Here is a 16,765-nt window from a genome sequence, read left to right as displayed (position 1 = left end):
TTAAAAGTTGAAGCAAGGCAAGTTACGCTGCCTAAGATGTATATGTTTAAAACATCGGCGGTAGCGTGTTGTTGTATTTTGTACAACATTACGCATGCTAATCAGCGTTTTTCACGCCAATGTTGCACGCTGTACAACATGCCTTCTTGATGCCTCATTTCCCCCACGAACCAGAAAACAAATATCAGGAAAAAATAGTCTTACCGAACGAATGACTATGCATGTATCCGCTAAGCCAAGTCTGCATATAACGATGCTAAACAGGGGAAAGCTTGTCTTGCCCCAAACTCAAAAATCAAAAAAGGAGAGGTTGCCCTCTCCCTGCGGATTGCGTTGACTATGTTTGATGGTTGCTCCCATAAGACCCGAGTCGTCTATCATTGCGTCACTCGTCGACCATACTCGGCTTTGCGATAATCCTTCGGCACGATGCCTTTGCTTTCCCGAAAAATGCGGGAAAATGTTTTATACGAGCCATACCCGACCTCCAAGGCAATCTCCGTCACGCTCATGTCGGTGGATACAAGCAAGCTGCACGCATGGCGCAGTCGCAGATCGTGAAGGAAATGAACGAACGTTTGGCCGGTCGTTTGTTTAATGACCTCGCTGATGCGGGACACACTCATCGTGAACCGTGTCGCGAGGTCTGACAAGGCCAGATCCTCTTGATAGTTCCGGTGGATGTAGTGAATGATGGGCCACACGGAAGGACTCGTTTTGGCCCCTGAGAGCGGCGATATGGCCGTGACTTCAGCCTGCCCCGCTTGTTTCCAACGATACCGATCGAACCGAACAAGGATTTCCTTCAGCCTCGCTTTCAGCAGTGTCTGCCTGTAGCGTTCGTTCGCGTTGTACTCTTTGTACATATCTTCAATGAGAGCACTCATTTGCAGTTGATCTTGCCCATTCAGTTGGACATAGCCCGGCAAGGTATTCGTATCATGAAACAGTCTGGACAAGCCTTGATCGTTCCCTGGCTCCATAAGCAGGTCCATACTGAATGAGCAGTTGAACAGGACGAGATGCTCCCCCGGATCTGTAAATATTTCATGCACCTGATAGGGCAGTACGAACGTAAAGGTGCCTGGTGTCATCGGATGTTTCACGTCATTTATGGTTTCTGCTCCCCGGCCATGGACGACATAAGAGAACTCTAGGTAATCATGGCGATGTGCCCGAAAACCATGGTCGAGCGTATTCCTGCTGAAATGGAAAGGGAAAGACGAGTCCATATTGGGGTACGTTTTGAGATAATCGGGAAAGTACGTCATAGTGAGGCTGATCTCCTTCGAAAAAATGGGACGTTTTCCGAAATAACGGTACGACTTCTTGCTGCACTTATTTTACCATAAAAGGAGATCGAACAGGATGTGCATATGAGGAGGAACGAACAGTGGGAAGCGTTAACAAAATTAGAGTAGGTATTATTGGAGCGGGGAATATTGGCGGGGTTCACATTCGTGAATTTTCGAAGCTAGGCAATTTATGTGAAATTACGGCGATTACGGATGCCTATCTGCCACTCGCGGAAGCACGCGCACAGGAACACGGTATTGCTTACGTACCAGCAACCCCAGAAGAACTTATTCAAAGTGCAAATGTAGACGCTGTTATTATCGGCGTGCCTAATATGCACCATGCTTCGCTTGCTGTTCAAGCGATTGAAGCGGGCAAGCATGTGCTGATTGAGAAGCCAATGGGTATCAACGCGGAAGCGGCCAAACAAATTTATAAGGCCAGTCAAGCATCAGATAAAGTCGTCATGATCGGCCACCAAATGCGCTGGGAATCCGTTCCGCTTCAGATCAAGGAGCAGGTCGATGCCGGCGAGCTAGGCAAAATTTATACAGCGAAAACAGGTTGGTTCCGCCGCAAGGGTATTCCCGGTTGGGGCACTTGGTTTACGAAAATGGAGGAGTCGGGCGGAGGTCCGCTGATTGATATTGGCGTTCATATGTTGGATCTTGCCCTCTACTTGATGGGGAATCCGAAGCCAGTGTCAGTATCGGGCGCTACGTATGCCGAATTCGGGCCTCGCCGCAAAGGAATCGGAACATGGGGTACGCCAAACTGGAACGGTACGTACGACGTCGAAGATTTGGCTACTGCTTTGATTCGCATGGAAGATGGCAGCACGCTGACGCTGGAAGTAAGCTGGGCCGTACATATGGATACGGACAATACACCGTTCGTTCACCTGATGGGAACAGAAGGCGGAGCAAGCTATCGCGGAGCTAACGGTAAGCTGTTAACGGAGAAGTTTAACAAAGCGATCGAGACCGATCTGAAGAAACCGGATGATGATGAGGGTGAACGTCTGCGCCTTAGCCTCCATTTCCTAGATTGCATTCGCGAAGGTAAACAACCGATTACATCGGCACTCTCCGGCTATACGAACAATCTTATTCTCGATGCCATTTACGAATCTTCACGAACTGGGAATGAAGTGAAGCTGAACTGGAACGAATAACATCACACTTGGAGGGATTACCATGCTTAGAGGATTAACAGGGGCTGGACTCGGCAAGCTTGAAAGTAATGAACAATTCATAGAGTTGGCGGCAAAATATGGCTTCGAGGCCGTCGATATCGACGCGCTTGGTCTAGTAGAGAGCTACAGTGTAGCTGGGGCACGTGAGCTGCTTCATAAACATGGCCTCGTCATTGGTTCCATCGGTTTGCCGGTTGAATGGCGAGGGACGGAAGAGACTTTCCGTGTAGACTTGCCGAAGCTGACACAGGCGGCAGCCGCTGCTGCTGCGCTAGGATGTACGAGCTGCTGCACGTACGTGTTGCCTTCAACAGATTTGGGCGCTGCGCATTTCATGGCGTTAGCCACACGCAGACTGCGTACTTGTGCTCAAATCCTAGGTGCCTACGGCATCCGTCTTGGACTAGAGTTCGTGGGTCCGCATCATCTACGTACCCGTTGGAAGCATCCGTTCATCTGGACGCTGGATGAGACGTTGGATTGGATCGACGCCATTGGCGAGAGCAATGTTGGCTTATTGTTCGACGCGTACCATTGGTACACGAACGGGCTAACGGTGGCCGATATTGAGAAGCTTCGCGCCGAGCAAATCGTGCATGTTCACATTAACGACGCACCAGACGTTCCCGTGGAGGAAGTGCTGGATAACGCACGTTTATATCCAGGTGAAGGTGTAATCGACTTGGTAGGCTTCCTGCAAGGATTGCAACGGATAGGTTATAAGGGGGCTGTCTCTCAGGAAATATTGACGGCAGCGCCGCCAACAGAGTCCCCTGAGAGTTTAGTTCAGCGTTCCAAAGCCGGCTTCGACAAAGTGTATGCGGCAGCTGGAATTTGATTTTTCAACATAGAAGGTAATGGTTATTTGAGATGGGCTCGCCTGTAGTAAGGATGGCATAGACGTGATGAAGAAGCTTGCTGACGCAAGTGTTCACGGCCACCTTACGTGGGCAAGGCCTTTTCATTTTATACCAGTAAAAAATTATTCGACAAAGGTTCCTAAAATCCCACCCTACGGAATGACAACCTTTTTATCCATTTTCTTATAGTATTTTCTTGTCCATAGAACATAACACATCATGAATTTAAAGGAGATATCAAAGGGGAAATGGAACAAGAAGACTATATCGCAGAGGCAACCTTTCATGCTAATATTTCATACCTCATTCAAGCCCAAACGAAGAAGCAAGCCTTAGAACAGGTCGCATACGAATTAAACAAAACCAACATCCAGCTAAGTGAAATTACACTTGAGAATGAATTAGGAGACTCCAACGTTTTTACGGTTCAAGAAGTTGAAAAAATGGATTGGTATGACGTGGATCATACTGAGTGCAGTAACCAGTTTAAGGTCTTTGGTTGTATGCAGCTGCTTATTATCCTGCGGAAACAGAATGACACTACGAAAGATGTTGAACAAGCAACCTACCGTTTGTCTCAGTCACTTGTCTACGGTAAACCAGTTTTGACGATATCAGAAGGCTATAAGCACATATTTTTAACCGTTTCACAACATAAAATGGAGTGGAAAACCAAGCTTCAGGAGACAGAAAAGGAAACGGAAACGGAAACAGTGCTTTTAAGTAAACTTGCCTAAAATAAATGAAAGAGAGGATACGATCATGCAAATCAAAAAGAAAAACGACATTGGTGAGATTTTGGACAATTTTTCATCATTTGCGAAATGGGACGCTTCAGGAGAGAAACTCTATCTTGTGTTTGCTGACAACAAACGCGGAGGGCAATGGACTTTGATGAACTACTCCGATGATCGTTTCAGCGTTCATGGACTGGGCCAAGACTATGTAGATGAGAAGGAATCGTTCTTTGAAGAACGTAACAGTGTTGTATCGTTTTTATGGGATAATCGTGCGGCACTCAAAGCTGCGGTCAAACCAACAACCTAGCATTTGGTTGCTAGGATTATAGACAAGCAAGGAAGGAAGGCAAGGAACCTACCCATTAGGTGCCGAGCCTTCTTTCTTTTTGTCCCGATACTGGCCGGGGGTTAAGCCTTCTTGCTTGCGGAACGAACGGATGAAGTTTTGCGAATTGTTATAGCGAAGCTTGGAAGAGATATCCTTGATTGGCATATCGGTTTCGGATAGCCATTTCTTAGCCATATTGAACCGGTAGGTCGATAAGTAGTCACTAAAGGAGCAGTTCGTTTCTTTGCGGAAAATACTGCTCAAATAATTCGCGTTATAATGCAGCCGAGAGGCGCATTCCTCAAGCGTCAGATCGGTGTCGTAATAGTGCTGCACAAGATCAATAATCTTCTCGGAAATGTTGTGGTACTGGGCATCCTGCCGGTCGCGATAAATGCGAATAAGCGGGTGAATGACCTCTGTCCAGAACCAGTCCTCGATTTCGGCTGTCATATGCAAATTGAGGAGCTCCTCGAAAAGGGACCCTTTGTTCGGATGAATCTGATTCAAGCTGATTCCGGATTCCTGCATCACCATGAGCAGGTTGTTGAGCAGCCGTGCCAATGGGATTTGATACTCCTGAGGCGTCAGGGGAGCTGCGAATACCGCTTGCAGCAGCTGCTTCAGCAGCTCTTTGGACTTATCCTTTTCGGCTAGCTTGATCGCATCCATCAATTCGTTCTCGATCAGCTTCGGGTAGTTTAAATTCAAGTAATGCTTCCCCGAGTTAATATTTTCATATTGAATGATGATGCCCTCACCCAGCTTGATGCGATGCTTCAAAGCCTCCAGACCTTCCCGGTAGGCAATCGCCATCTGCGAAAAAGCATGAATCGGTAGGCTCATCCCGATACTGACATGGAGAGTCAGGAAGCTATAGATATGCTGCTGCATCTGCTCGGTTAGTGCATACACGATATTGCGAAAGGCAGCTTCTTCGCTATCGGCACTTCCGATCAAAGTGACCACGGTCTGGTCAATAATGATAGGTGTGAGACGCTGCTGCGAAGGAATCAGTTCCTCGATCATATTGTGCACGGCGAAGAGCAGCAGTTCCATATCCCGTTTTTCGTAACGCGTATTGTCGATCGAATCGATCTGCATCGTGATCACCGACATCGTTTTCCACTCTTCAATGTGCTTGTTATAGCCGAATTGCGCCAGCTTCTCCAGCAGCTCGCTCTGTTTGATATGTCCTTGAAAAGCCTTGATTAAGAAAAACGTCCGGACCTGTCCGATATGTTGGTGGACTTCTCTTTCCAGTTGTGACTTCGATTGGAACAAGGTATGGACATGCTCGCTGATCATTTGGAACTCATTGGCCTTCCGCTTCTGATTCACAGTCACAAGTCCTCCGATTTGGTTCAAAAGAAGCTGGATCGGCGAATACATTTTGCGCGAACCTAGCCAAGCTAAGACCATGGAGAGGAGCAGCATCAGGACGCATACATAGATCGTATAGGTTCCGATTTTACTGGATTCTTTCGTCAAGCTGTCGATGGAGGTTAAGGATAAATAGGTCCAGTTGTTGAGGTTGGAACGCAGGAAGCTGACGGAATAAGGTTTCTCGTTAATATTCGCTGAGAACTGGCCCATTGGCGCCTCTAACTGCTTCAAATCTGAAAGCCCAGCTTCGATGATGGATTTGCCGATGAGGCTTGGATCCGGATGCATGAGAATCCGACTCTGTTCGTCCATAATCAGGATGTCATCCAGATGCTCGGTATCGTTTTGGATCAAATCCTGCAGGCTGCAGGCAGGAATGTTAGCCAGAGCCAGACCGTATTTCTCCAGACCGGTAGTGGGCAGCTTTTTAACCAGAGAAATACTGTAGTCACAGGTAACGCTTCGCGCATTTTCTTCGGTGAAAAACCACTTGGAGGGACTCAGCGTCCAAACGCTGTTCTCCTGCGTGTTCATCAGGGTCATAAGCTTATCGTAATAAGGGTAGCTGTCATAGCGGTACAAGCCCGAATTCTTAATCATCCAGTTTTCCCTGGCATTGATCAAGATGACATCTTCCAGCTTGGTATCAAAAGATTGCATATATCGAATTTCGCTGCGCAGGTCATCATACATCATGAAATCGTTTACAGTTAGCGGCATATCCATCGCCTTTTTGAGCACGGTAGAGTTGATGACCTGATTAAGTGTATGGTTGACAGTCGTTAATTTCTGCTCTACATTGGAGTTGATTTGGGTGATTAACTGCATTTTACCTTCGTTGACATTCTTTTGAATTTCGCTTGACGAGGTGACGAAGGCGAAAGCGCCGATGAAGATAACCGGCAGCGTGCTAAGCAGGAACCCGAATATGGTCATTTTGCTAAGAAAACTTAAAGAGCGCATCGCATCCAACACCTATCTATCTTGAGGATGATCATTCAGGCTATCTATGTATTGTAGTCAAGACTTACGTGAAGAGCAATAATCATCTGATTGAGGGATAATCATTTTCTCTGATTCTGACTATAAAACACTGCTGTTATAAGGGGGAAGCTCTCATGAGAACAAGTTTATGTGGCAAAGGGTTCAAGCTTTTTGGTCTCCTTTTGATAGGGCTGCTGATGGTTGCTTTGATCAGTGCTTGTCAGAAGAACAGCTCGAAAAAGACAGATGATGTGAACGGAAACCGTCCCGTTATATCGATCATGGCACCGCTGCATTTTCCTCATCCACCCATCCCTGAATTGGTTCAGGAAATCGAAAATCGCACACAAACTAAGCTTGATCTAAACTGGGTTCCAGACGGCATATATACCGATAAAATGAACACCGCACTCACCACAAACTCACTGAAAAAAGCAACTTATGTGAAATATACAGATTACATGCTGATGAAAAATTCGATCCGTTCCGGCGCATTCTGGGATATCGGACCTTACTTGGCGGCGTACCCGAATCTGAAACAGCTGAACAAGGAGATTTTGGGCCAGGCTGCTGTCGATGGCAAAATCTATGGCTTGTACACCGAGCGGCCTTCCTCTCGGCAGGGCATTATTATTCGTGAGGATTGGCTGAACAATCTGAAGCTGGCTAAGCCGACGAATTTGGATGAACTGTATCAGGTGTTGAAGGCTTTTACGTTCGGTGATCCTGATCTGAATGGGAAAGTAGATACCATCGGTTTGACGGACCGGAATGATTTGGTTTTTGGCGCGTTCAAAACGCTCAGTTCTTACTTTGGCACACCGAATAACTGGGGTTTAGCGGATGGGAAGCTCGTGCCTGAGTTCGAAACACAAGCCTACGTGGACACGATGAACTACATGAAGAAATTGTATGACGAGAAGCTGATCAATGCCGATTTCGCAGTCACCAGTAAGGAAGTTCAGCGCGATAAACTCATTCGCGGCATTGCGGGCGTCTATATTGGCAGCATGCAGGATGTGCAGCGTCTTTCGGATGAAGCTCAGCTGATTAATCCTCAGGCGAAGTTCACGCTTGTGAATCATGTCGAAGGCCCGATGGGTTTTCGGATTTGGTCGATTCCCAACTACAGTGCGCTCTACCTGTTCTCGAAAAAAGCGATCCGTACCGAAGCGGAATTGAAACAGGTGCTGCAATTTTTTGATCGTTCGATGGATAAAGATGTCGCCAACTTGATGAAGTACGGGCTGGAAGGACGTCATTACACAGCCAAAGGGGATCAAGTTCAACTCACGGAAGAGACTTCTAAGCTCCGCGTAAATGAAGTGAATGCGCTGTATGCACTCATGATTGCCGATCTGAGCAATCCGAAAGTCATGCGCGTCTCGGAGAGCGAGTCCTTGTCGCAGCTCGCGGACCGACTGAGCTTGGACAACGAGAAAAACGTCGTCAAAGACCCGACCGTTGGTCTGGAGTCGAAGACCTACGACGAGCGAGGCGTCGAATTGTACAAAATTGTATCTGACGCTACGTACAATTACATCTTAGGGAAACTGGACAAAGCCGCGTTCCAGCAAGAGATTGATCGCTGGAAGCGGAATGGCGGCAGCCAGATGATCAGAGAGTACAATGAGGCTTATGGTAGGCGAGGTTGAGGATTGGGAAAGTGAAAGTGAAGGAGGAAGGAGGAAAGAGGAAAGAGGAAAGAGGGGAAACCGCTGGCGCTGGTGCGCGGCGGTTTTTTTTACGTTTTGGTGCGCTGCTGGAGAGGAATTGGGCAGTCATGGGGGAGACCGGGTTAAGGCTGATACGATGTTTTTCATCGTAAAAGCCGCCGATGAGCGCGCGCGAGTTGGTTTACTAAAGTAGCAGGAAGAGCACCTAGCTGGTTAGATTGCAAGCTGAGACGTTGATTTTCATCGCCCCGCGGATAATCATCTCCCCCACCGATAATCATCATCTCACATCCTATGCCAAACGAGGCTTAGATGAGTAAATGATTATTTCGGTACCTCCCTGCGGCCGTGTAGTGTGAAACTTGTAGCACACAACAATTTCGCGGAGGTCTAACCATTATGAAGAGAAAATTAGTCTCGATTCCACTTAGCTTTCTGCTTATTACCAGCTTCGCACTGGCAGCTTGCTCAGACGGGGGGAAGTCAACTCCTGCAGCTACGACTGGTGTGGTGGAGCCGCCTAAAGCAACGGCAGACAACAAACCGACGGCGATCACGATTATGGCACCGCTGAACACAGCGCAAACGCCGCCGGATACGATTATTAAAGAACTTGAAAAATTAACGAATACGAAGTTAACGTATCAATTTTTCCCGGCAGATACGTACGAGGAGAAGCTGAATACAACGTTCGCTACAGGCGCACTGCCGCAAGTCACTTACCTGAAGAACCAAGCGACATTTATTCAGATGAAATCGGCTATTCGTGACGGACAATTCTGGGAAATTGGTCCTTTGCTGAAGGACTTCCCGAACCTAAGTAAATTGAAATCCACGACCAATGATAATACGAAAGTGGATGGCAAGCTTTACACGCTCTATCGCGGTGTAGACATTGCCCGTCAAGGCCTCATCTATAGGAAAGATTGGGCGGATAAGCTAGGACTGAAGCCGCCTGCTACTACGGAAGATTTGGCAGCCATGATGAAGGCGTTCACTGAAAATGATCCAGACGGCAACGGCAAAAAGGATACCATCGGCTTAACGGATCGTAACGATCTCATTTACGGATCATTCAAAACCGTTGCCACTTGGTTCGGCGTGCCGAACAATTGGGGTATCAAAGATGGCAAGCTGCAGCCTGAGTTCATGTTCCCCGAATATGTAGCGACGATGGATTACTACAAGAAGCTGCGTGATGGTGGACTTATCAACAAAGATTTCGCGGCTACAAGTAAAACGGATCAACAGAAGCTGTTCACCAATGGTACAGCGGGTATGTATATCGGTGCCATGACGGATGTTTCATCTCTCAATAAAGATTTGATCAAAAACGTGCCTACAGCAGTGGTAGATGTGCACAGTATGGTTGCTGGGCCAAGCGGTAAATTCGCAGCATGGGCTCTTCCTGGCTATGCGAACGTCATTTTGTTCCCGAAATCCGCTACGAAAACAGAAGCTGAGCTAAAGAAGGTCTTGGCTTTCTTTGACAAAATGATGACGCCTGAAGTTGCCAATGTTGCAAACTGGGGTATTAAAGATGCTCACTACAGCGTAATCGACAATAAAGCGAAGAAGCTGGATGAAGAGAAGTGGACACGCGAAGTTAAGCCGTTCACGGACGCGGCTATTGGTGATGAAGATACTTCCGGCAGATACTTGGGTATTCCTACGATTCCTGCTCAAGGTAAAGCAGATGAACTCAAGATTGCCAATCTGAAGTTCGCTGTGCAGGATCCGGTAGCTGCTCTGGATTCGAAAACGAATCAGGAAAAAGGCGTTCAACTTCAAGATGTGATTAAAGATGCAACGAACAAATATATCTATGGCACGATTGATAAGGCTGGTTTTGATAAGGCTATTGAAGATTGGAAGAGCCGTGGCGGCAGCAAAATTATCGAGGAATACAACGCTGTTTATAAAAAATAATGAGATAGTTGCTAATCAGGCAGATTGAAGTTGGGAGGGTTGCTGTGTCATCAGTAGCAGTCTTCTCGCTTTTTATGAACCACCCGGAAAGGAAGAAATCTTATGCAGGAAGTGAATGTAGCACAACGCGTGGTGGCTAGGAAACAAAGCAGTGAGCTGGGTAGACGACTCTGGAAAAACAAATGGATCTACGTCATGCTGCTGCCGGGAGTCTTGTACTTTCTCGTTTTCAAATATATCCCTATGTACGGATTGATCATTTCGTTTCAGAATTATAAGCCTTTTAAAGGGGTTAGCGGGAGTGAATGGGTTGGTTTAGAGCATTTTCGGCGTTTGTTTACAGAGCCTGATTTCTTGATTATTTTGAGCAATACATTAATTTTATTTGTCATGAATCTCTTGTTTTATTTTCCGATTCCGATTCTTCTGGCGCTCATGCTAAATGAGGTCAAAGGGGATCTTTTCAAAAAAGTATTTCAAACGATTGTCTATCTGCCACACTTTATGTCCTGGGTTATTATCGTCTCGATCAGTTTCGTTATGCTGACGATGGATGGCGGAATTATCAATGATATTATTGAGTTTTTCGGATTTGAAAAGATAAATTTCTTGTTAGCCCCAGAATGGTTCAGACCGATCTATATTCTTCAGGTTATATGGAGGGAAGCGGGTTGGGGGACGATTATTTATCTGGCGGCGATTGCTTCTATCGATCCTGGGTTGTATGAAGCTGCGCGTATGGATGGTGCGGGACGGATTAGACAAATCTGGCATATTACATTGCCTGCTATTCGAAGTGTCATCATTGTTTTGTTAATTTTGAAAATTGGTGCGGTTCTCGAACTCGGTTTTGAACATGTCTACTTGCTTCTCAACTCCATGAACCGAAATGTTGCGGAGATCATTGATACTTATGTATATACGGCAGGGTTAAAACAAGGACAATTCAGTTACAGTGCTGCGATCGGATTGTTCAAATCGTTTATTGGACTTGTGCTGGTTATGTTAGTCAACCGGATTGCCAAGAAGATGGGCGAAGAGGGCGTTTATTAGTGCTTACGAAGTAAGTTTTGCTAAAGCAAAACTCTTAGGAGGTTAACCATGGTAGAAGATAAAACGCTTGGCGGCAGAATGTTTGGTATCATCAATTATTTATTACTAACGATCATTGGTCTCGTTACGCTTATCCCCTTTGTACACGTTGTAGCGGGATCGTTTACGACCAGCGCGGAAATGGCTGCCAAGAAATTTGTCATCATTCCGACGGATTGGAGCATAGAGGCCTATCGATTCATTTTCTCGACGAATACGATTTTTAAAGCCATGGGCGTTTCAATTGGTACTACGCTTGCGGGTACGATCATCAGTATGTTTATCACAGCCCTGATGGCCTACGGTTTGTCCCGTAAAGACGTGGATGGAAGAAAAATCATCATGTTTCTTGTGGTGTTTACGATGTTGTTTCACGGCGGATTGGTTCCGACTTTCCTGGTTGTGAAGGAACTGGGAATGATCGACACTTATGCTTCGTTGATTCTTCCTACGGCCATCAGTGCATTTAATTTAATTATTTTGAAAAATTTCTTTCAAAACATCCCAGAGGGACTCGAAGAGTCAGCCAAGATCGATGGCTGCAGCGACTTTGGTATTTTGTTTCGAATTGTGCTGCCTTTATCGATGCCGGCAATCGCAACCATTTCGTTATTTTACGCTGTGACGTATTGGAATACTTACCTCAGCGCAATTCTTTACTTGAATGAGAGTGCGAAGTGGCCGATTCAGGTTCTCCTCAGACAAATTGTCGTGCTCGCCAGCGGGATGGATGTCAGTGCGGATTTGGATAGTGTCACACCGCCTCCTGCGCAATCGATTAAGATGGCTGTTATCGTCGTTGCGACTTTACCGATCCTGTGTGTGTATCCGTTCTTGCAAAAGCACTTTGCTAAAGGGGCTATGATCGGCTCCATTAAGGGATAGGAAGGGATTTCAATTCATCCGAAAATCTATTTTGACATAGAGAGGAAATTCAATATGACTCATCATTTTGTAAAATCACCCATCGAATGGGCACGAGCTGCCTGCGATTCAATTATGAGCACGTACACGCCAATGGAGCTGCCGCCCGCTGGGCGCTGGCATTATCATCAGGGTGTTTTCTTATGCGGCATGGAAATGCTGTGGGAATCTGAACAAGATGAGCGCTATGACGCCTACATTCAGGCTTATGTGGATAGTTTGATCGACGAACACGGCAATCTCTATTTCGCGCGGGATGAGCTGGATGCGGTACAAGCAGGGCTTTTGTTATTCCGGTTGGAAAAGCGGACAGGACACAGCAAGTACCGAATCGCTGCGGATAAGCTAAGAAACTTGCTGAACACGCTGAATCTCACTACGGAGGGCGGTTACTGGCATAAAGATAAATATGCCTACAACATGTGGTTGGATGGTTTGTATATGGCAGGTGTTTTCTCATTGAAATATGCGAATGCTTATGGAGATCACGACTTGCGTGGAACCGTGCTGCATCAAGAGAAACTAATGCGTAAATATATGAAAGACGAAGAGACGGGGCTGCTGTACCATGCCTGGGACGAAAGCCGCAAGATGCCGTGGGCGAATGCCGAAACCGGATGCTCACCGGAATTTTGGGGCCGCTCACTCGGCTGGTACGGCTTAGCGGTCACACAATTCCTAGATGAACTTTCACCTGACGAACCAGGCCGCGAAGAGTTAGTTAACTCGCTGCGTGATTTCGTTTATGCCTTGATTCGGTATCAAGATCCGGAGAGCGGACTTTGGTATCAAATCGTTGACAAGGGTGAGCAGCCCGATAACTGGCTGGAGACATCCTGTACGAATCTGTTCGTATATACGATTGCCAAAGCGATTAAACACGGAGTTGTTGGTCAAGAATGTCTGGATGCAGCCGTGAAGGGATATGAAGGACTGATCCGAACGCTGCAGTTCGACGAGCAGGAACGGATGATATTGCCACTCATCTGTATCGGAACGTCAGCGGGCGATTATGAGAACTATGTGACTCGTCCGACTAGTGAGAACGACCTGCATGGAGTGGGCACATTTGTGATGGCGTGTGTAGAAGTGCAGTCACTCATGAAGTAAGAATCCTAAGTTTTGTGCTTAAGAGGCTGGACACATATTCGTGTTCAGCCTTATTTTTCGTGAAACTTACTAAATCGTTATTGCCTTTGCCGCAATGTAGGATCACTGTGGGACAGTACCCTATTATGTAAATAGGCCATAATCAGCAACAAACTGGGTATGACAAACTGCAAGGGGAGATGCAGATAGGTCATGTCAAATTTTAATCCTATCGCTAGGTGCTCTGCATATGTTTTAACCATGATCTGACCAAGAGGGACAATAATCGCACCAAGCGGTATAAGAACGAAGTGATGGCTCTTCAAATTTAATAATTGGGCTGTCCCAACCGAGGCGCCATATATGTAGATACCAACTTTAAAAAATCCCCCTGCTACCATTAGCATGATAACCACAGCATCGACCCGCTCGAGAAAATCCGCCACGGAAACCATTCGTATCGCCGATAGTAGAGGATAATTTAACATACCGTACAATTGAGGCCCTAGAACGGAGACCATGCCTAATATATTAAGGGATAATAAAACTCCTGCTGTCAAAACGGCAGCCATCGCTACTTTTTTAAGCTTCACATTGTCCTTTAACGCTGGCCATATCATGGTGAATATAACCAATTCCCCAAAGGGCAGGCTAGTTTGATAGGGAAATGACTCTTTCCATATGTTTTTTATTCCTGAACCAAGAAAAGGTGTAAGGTGCTTCATGTCAACAACCCCGGATATATAGACGATCAACCATGTACTCATGGATATGATCAGAACAACGGGAAATACCAATTCTGCCATTCGTCCAAACACTTCAATGCCACCGCGGAGCGTATAAATGATAACGACTACAAAGCTTGCAAGTATAAAAATACTTGGAGTTCCAACTAAAATTGTAGAAAGCATAAGTTCGGAGAAATCTCGACTGATCCTCGCAGCTTGAGAGGTAAAATAAATAATATAAGTGATACATAATGGATATCCAAAAAACTTGCCCATCAGTTGTTGAATGATCTGAATCAATGAATGACCTGGATAATACTCGGATAATTTAGTGAAGACGGAGATTAAAATAAATCCGAACACCATACCTATTAATACGGTCAGCCAAGCATCTTGTTTAGCTTCCGCCCCTAATGAAAAAATGATAGCACTCCCGATTTCAAAAGCTAACATAAGAAGAAAGAGTTGTTTGATACTTATTTTCTCCAGTTTCATATCGCCCTCACCTTTTCCGCGAATTAGATATCATTATTAACGTTCATGATCTTTTTTAAACGAAATATTGTTTATGGTTTAGGTATCGTTTACCTCAAATTGTCAAAAGATAGGTAAATAGAAATTGAATAGAACAGCTCGCGTGTCGGAGGAGAAATGATGAAGAAGTTTCGTCATCTATGCTTTACCATCGTACTCATCGCTTTCATTGGATGGAGTATGTATTTTTACTTACATGAAGTTTCGTCTAAATTTTTGGGCCAAATAAATTTTTATACGTTTACTGTTTTGGAAATGCTGTTGGCTGTAATGGGAGCTTTCTATATGATCACTGCGGTTATTATGTCAGTAGGTTATCTTTTCTTTGTAGTGGTCAAAAAAATAAAGGCTTAGTAGTGAGGGGGAAGGTGGCATGGAAAAAGGAAAGTTAGGTTGGTTGAAAAGTTTAGTGGCTTCTCAACGAAAGAATAAGAACTTTCTGGAACAATCAGCCGCAATCCGCAGGGAACCCTTGGAAAATGATCTGCTTAGCACAAATCTTTTACAGAATGTAGAACAATTGAAAATGATCTTTGATCGTTCTTCTGATATTGTGTTTAGGGATTTTCAAGTGGGCGAGACGCAAAAGGGGACGCTTCTTTTATTAGATGGCCTTGTCAACATGAAATTGATTGACGATGATGTCATAAAACCTCTGCTGGAATATGGGGGAAATCAGCTAACACAAGCGATCCTTCGCTATGAGGACATGGAGATTTTGCTTCGGAATCATGTGATTTCTGCTGCACAGATAAGCAGCGGAACTAATTTCCAAGATGTGATAGATCACGTTTTGTCTGGGGATACCGCATTGATTCTTGACGGCGCAGGACAGGCTATATTCATCAGTGCGAGAGAATGGGAGTCCCGATCGGTTGAAGAACCGGCGACCGAAGCTGTGATCCGCGGTCCTAGGGACGGGTTTACGGAAAACCTGCGGACCAATACCAGTCTTATTCGCAGGAGATTGAAAACCCCCCAGCTTAAAATGGAAGCGATGAAAGTAGGACGGTTATCAAAAACCGAGATCGTCATTACTTACTTGGATCATATTGCTGATGAATCACTAGTGGCGGAAGTCCGCGAAAGAATCGGCAGGATTGACATCGATGCGATTCTGGAAAGCGGATATATCGAGGAATTCATTGAAGACAATCCGCGGTCCATTTTCCCCCAGGTGCAGAGCACGGAACGACCGGATAAAATTGTTGGCAATATATTGGAAGGGAAAGTAGCGATTATTATCGATAATACGCCCTTTGCCCTATATGTTCCGGTAACTTTTTATGAAATGCTGCAGGCGAGCGAAGACTATTATGGGCGCTTTACGATTTCGACGGCGATCCGTTGGATCCGTTTTTTGTTTCTGGTGATCGCCTTGTTTTTACCATCGCTCTATATTGCACTATTAACATTTCATCAGGAAATGGTTCCGTCAACCCTGTTATACAGTGTGGCTTCCTCCCGTGAAACGGTCCCCTTTCCAGCTATTGTCGAAGCCTTGCTGATGGAAATAGCTTTTGAAGGATTGCGGGAAGCTGGTGTACGTCTGCCTAGGCCTGTAGGACAGTCGGTGAGTATTGTCGGAGCTTTGGTAATTGGTCAGGCCGCCGTTCAGGCTGGCATTGTTTCCGCCCCCATGGTTATTGTCGTATCCATCACCGGAATAGCTTCATTTATCATTCCCAGCTTCAGTCAGGCGGTCGCGATTAGAATGCTGCGATTTCCCATGATGTTTTTAGCCGGATCGCTGGGATTATACGGAATACTCTTAGGCATGTTGTTCATCATGAGTCATATGTGCCGCCTTCGTTCGTTCGGCATACCCTATTTGTCACCTTTGGCCCCATTGCATTTTGGTGACTTAAAAGATGTGTTTGTACGGGCACCTTGGTGGAGTTTGACAGAGCGTCCGGATGAGACTGCAAAAAGTAATCCACAGCGAATGAAAAGGTCGTTGCGTCCCCAACAACCGAACAGCAAGGAGTAGGATTTTCTAGGGAA

15 protein-coding genes are annotated in these 16,765 nt (G+C 45.9%); 12 read left to right on the top strand and 3 right to left on the bottom strand.

What is annotated here, in order from left to right:
* Nucleotides 1–377: 377 nt before the first annotated feature.
* On the bottom strand, nucleotides 378–1,271 hold the full coding sequence (locus NYR53_RS31545; RefSeq protein WP_261302981.1) for an AraC family transcriptional regulator: 894 nt from the start codon (nucleotides 1,269–1,271) through the stop codon (nucleotides 378–380).
* A 122-nt stretch (nucleotides 1,272–1,393) separates the two neighbouring features.
* Here NYR53_RS31545 and NYR53_RS31540 point away from each other — a divergent pair, with 122 nt between their 5' ends.
* From NYR53_RS31540 to NYR53_RS31525, 4 genes are all read left to right on the top strand, one after another.
* Entirely contained in the window at nucleotides 1,394–2,470 is a 1,077-nt protein-coding gene (locus NYR53_RS31540) for a Gfo/Idh/MocA family protein (RefSeq protein ID WP_261302980.1), read from the top strand.
* 22 nt (nucleotides 2,471–2,492) lie between these two features.
* Nucleotides 2,493–3,329: a sugar phosphate isomerase/epimerase family protein gene (locus NYR53_RS31535; RefSeq protein WP_261302979.1), complete on the top strand. Its 837-nt coding sequence runs from the start codon at nucleotides 2,493–2,495 to the stop codon at nucleotides 3,327–3,329.
* Between the two features lie 270 nt (nucleotides 3,330–3,599).
* On the top strand, nucleotides 3,600–4,088 hold the full coding sequence (locus NYR53_RS31530; RefSeq protein WP_261302978.1) for a hypothetical protein: 489 nt from the start codon (nucleotides 3,600–3,602) through the stop codon (nucleotides 4,086–4,088).
* A 25-nt stretch (nucleotides 4,089–4,113) separates the two neighbouring features.
* Nucleotides 4,114–4,398: a hypothetical protein gene (locus NYR53_RS31525; protein WP_057303996.1), complete on the top strand. Its 285-nt coding sequence runs from the start codon at nucleotides 4,114–4,116 to the stop codon at nucleotides 4,396–4,398.
* Between the two features lie 48 nt (nucleotides 4,399–4,446).
* Here NYR53_RS31525 and NYR53_RS31520 read toward each other — a convergent pair whose 3' ends face one another.
* Entirely contained in the window at nucleotides 4,447–6,768 is a 2,322-nt protein-coding gene (locus tag NYR53_RS31520) for a helix-turn-helix domain-containing protein (protein WP_261302977.1), read from the bottom strand.
* A 155-nt stretch (nucleotides 6,769–6,923) separates the two neighbouring features.
* On the opposite strand from NYR53_RS31520, the gene NYR53_RS31515 reads away from it, so the two are divergent.
* The 6 genes from NYR53_RS31515 (at nucleotide 6,924) to NYR53_RS31490 (ending at nucleotide 13,520) form a co-directional block, all read left to right on the top strand.
* On the top strand, nucleotides 6,924–8,444 hold the full coding sequence (locus tag NYR53_RS31515; protein ID WP_261302976.1) for an extracellular solute-binding protein: 1,521 nt from the start codon (nucleotides 6,924–6,926) through the stop codon (nucleotides 8,442–8,444).
* Entirely contained in the window at nucleotides 8,419–8,658 is a 240-nt protein-coding gene (locus NYR53_RS31510) for a hypothetical protein (RefSeq protein WP_261302975.1), read from the top strand. Before NYR53_RS31515 ends, NYR53_RS31510 begins: the two co-directional genes overlap by 26 nt.
* Nucleotides 8,659–8,864: 206 nt before the next feature.
* Nucleotides 8,865–10,394, top strand: coding sequence for an extracellular solute-binding protein (locus NYR53_RS31505; RefSeq protein ID WP_261302974.1), 1,530 nt, complete (start codon nucleotides 8,865–8,867; stop codon nucleotides 10,392–10,394).
* A gap of 102 nt (nucleotides 10,395–10,496) precedes the next feature.
* The gene (locus NYR53_RS31500; RefSeq protein ID WP_261302973.1) at nucleotides 10,497–11,447 is read left to right on the top strand and encodes an ABC transporter permease; all 951 of its coding nucleotides are present in this window, start codon (nucleotides 10,497–10,499) and stop codon (nucleotides 11,445–11,447) included.
* A 48-nt stretch (nucleotides 11,448–11,495) separates the two neighbouring features.
* A complete protein-coding gene (locus NYR53_RS31495) occupies nucleotides 11,496–12,371 on the top strand; it encodes a carbohydrate ABC transporter permease (RefSeq protein ID WP_261302972.1) in 876 nt (291 codons plus the stop codon).
* 54 nt (nucleotides 12,372–12,425) lie between these two features.
* Nucleotides 12,426–13,520, top strand: coding sequence for a glycoside hydrolase family 88/105 protein (locus NYR53_RS31490; protein WP_261302971.1), 1,095 nt, complete (start codon nucleotides 12,426–12,428; stop codon nucleotides 13,518–13,520).
* Between the two features lie 77 nt (nucleotides 13,521–13,597).
* Here NYR53_RS31490 and NYR53_RS31485 read toward each other — a convergent pair whose 3' ends face one another.
* Nucleotides 13,598–14,722: a GerAB/ArcD/ProY family transporter gene (locus NYR53_RS31485; RefSeq protein ID WP_261302970.1), complete on the bottom strand. Its 1,125-nt coding sequence runs from the start codon at nucleotides 14,720–14,722 to the stop codon at nucleotides 13,598–13,600.
* A 156-nt stretch (nucleotides 14,723–14,878) separates the two neighbouring features.
* On the opposite strand from NYR53_RS31485, the gene NYR53_RS31480 reads away from it, so the two are divergent.
* Together NYR53_RS31480 and NYR53_RS31475 are read left to right on the top strand one after the other, a co-directional pair.
* Nucleotides 14,879–15,115 (top strand): hypothetical protein, encoded by a 237-nt coding sequence (locus NYR53_RS31480; RefSeq protein ID WP_261302969.1) that lies wholly within the window; start codon nucleotides 14,879–14,881, stop codon nucleotides 15,113–15,115.
* A 19-nt stretch (nucleotides 15,116–15,134) separates the two neighbouring features.
* Nucleotides 15,135–16,751, top strand: coding sequence for a spore germination protein (locus NYR53_RS31475; RefSeq protein WP_261302968.1), 1,617 nt, complete (start codon nucleotides 15,135–15,137; stop codon nucleotides 16,749–16,751).
* Nucleotides 16,752–16,765: the final 14 nt, after the last annotated feature.

Origin of the sequence: Paenibacillus andongensis, from assembly GCF_025369935.1 — a bacterium.
GTDB classification, from domain to species: domain Bacteria; phylum Bacillota; class Bacilli; order Paenibacillales; family NBRC-103111; genus Paenibacillus_E; species Paenibacillus_E andongensis.
The sequence above is the reverse complement of the archived record's forward strand: the minus strand, read 5'-3'. Positions and strand labels throughout refer to the sequence as shown.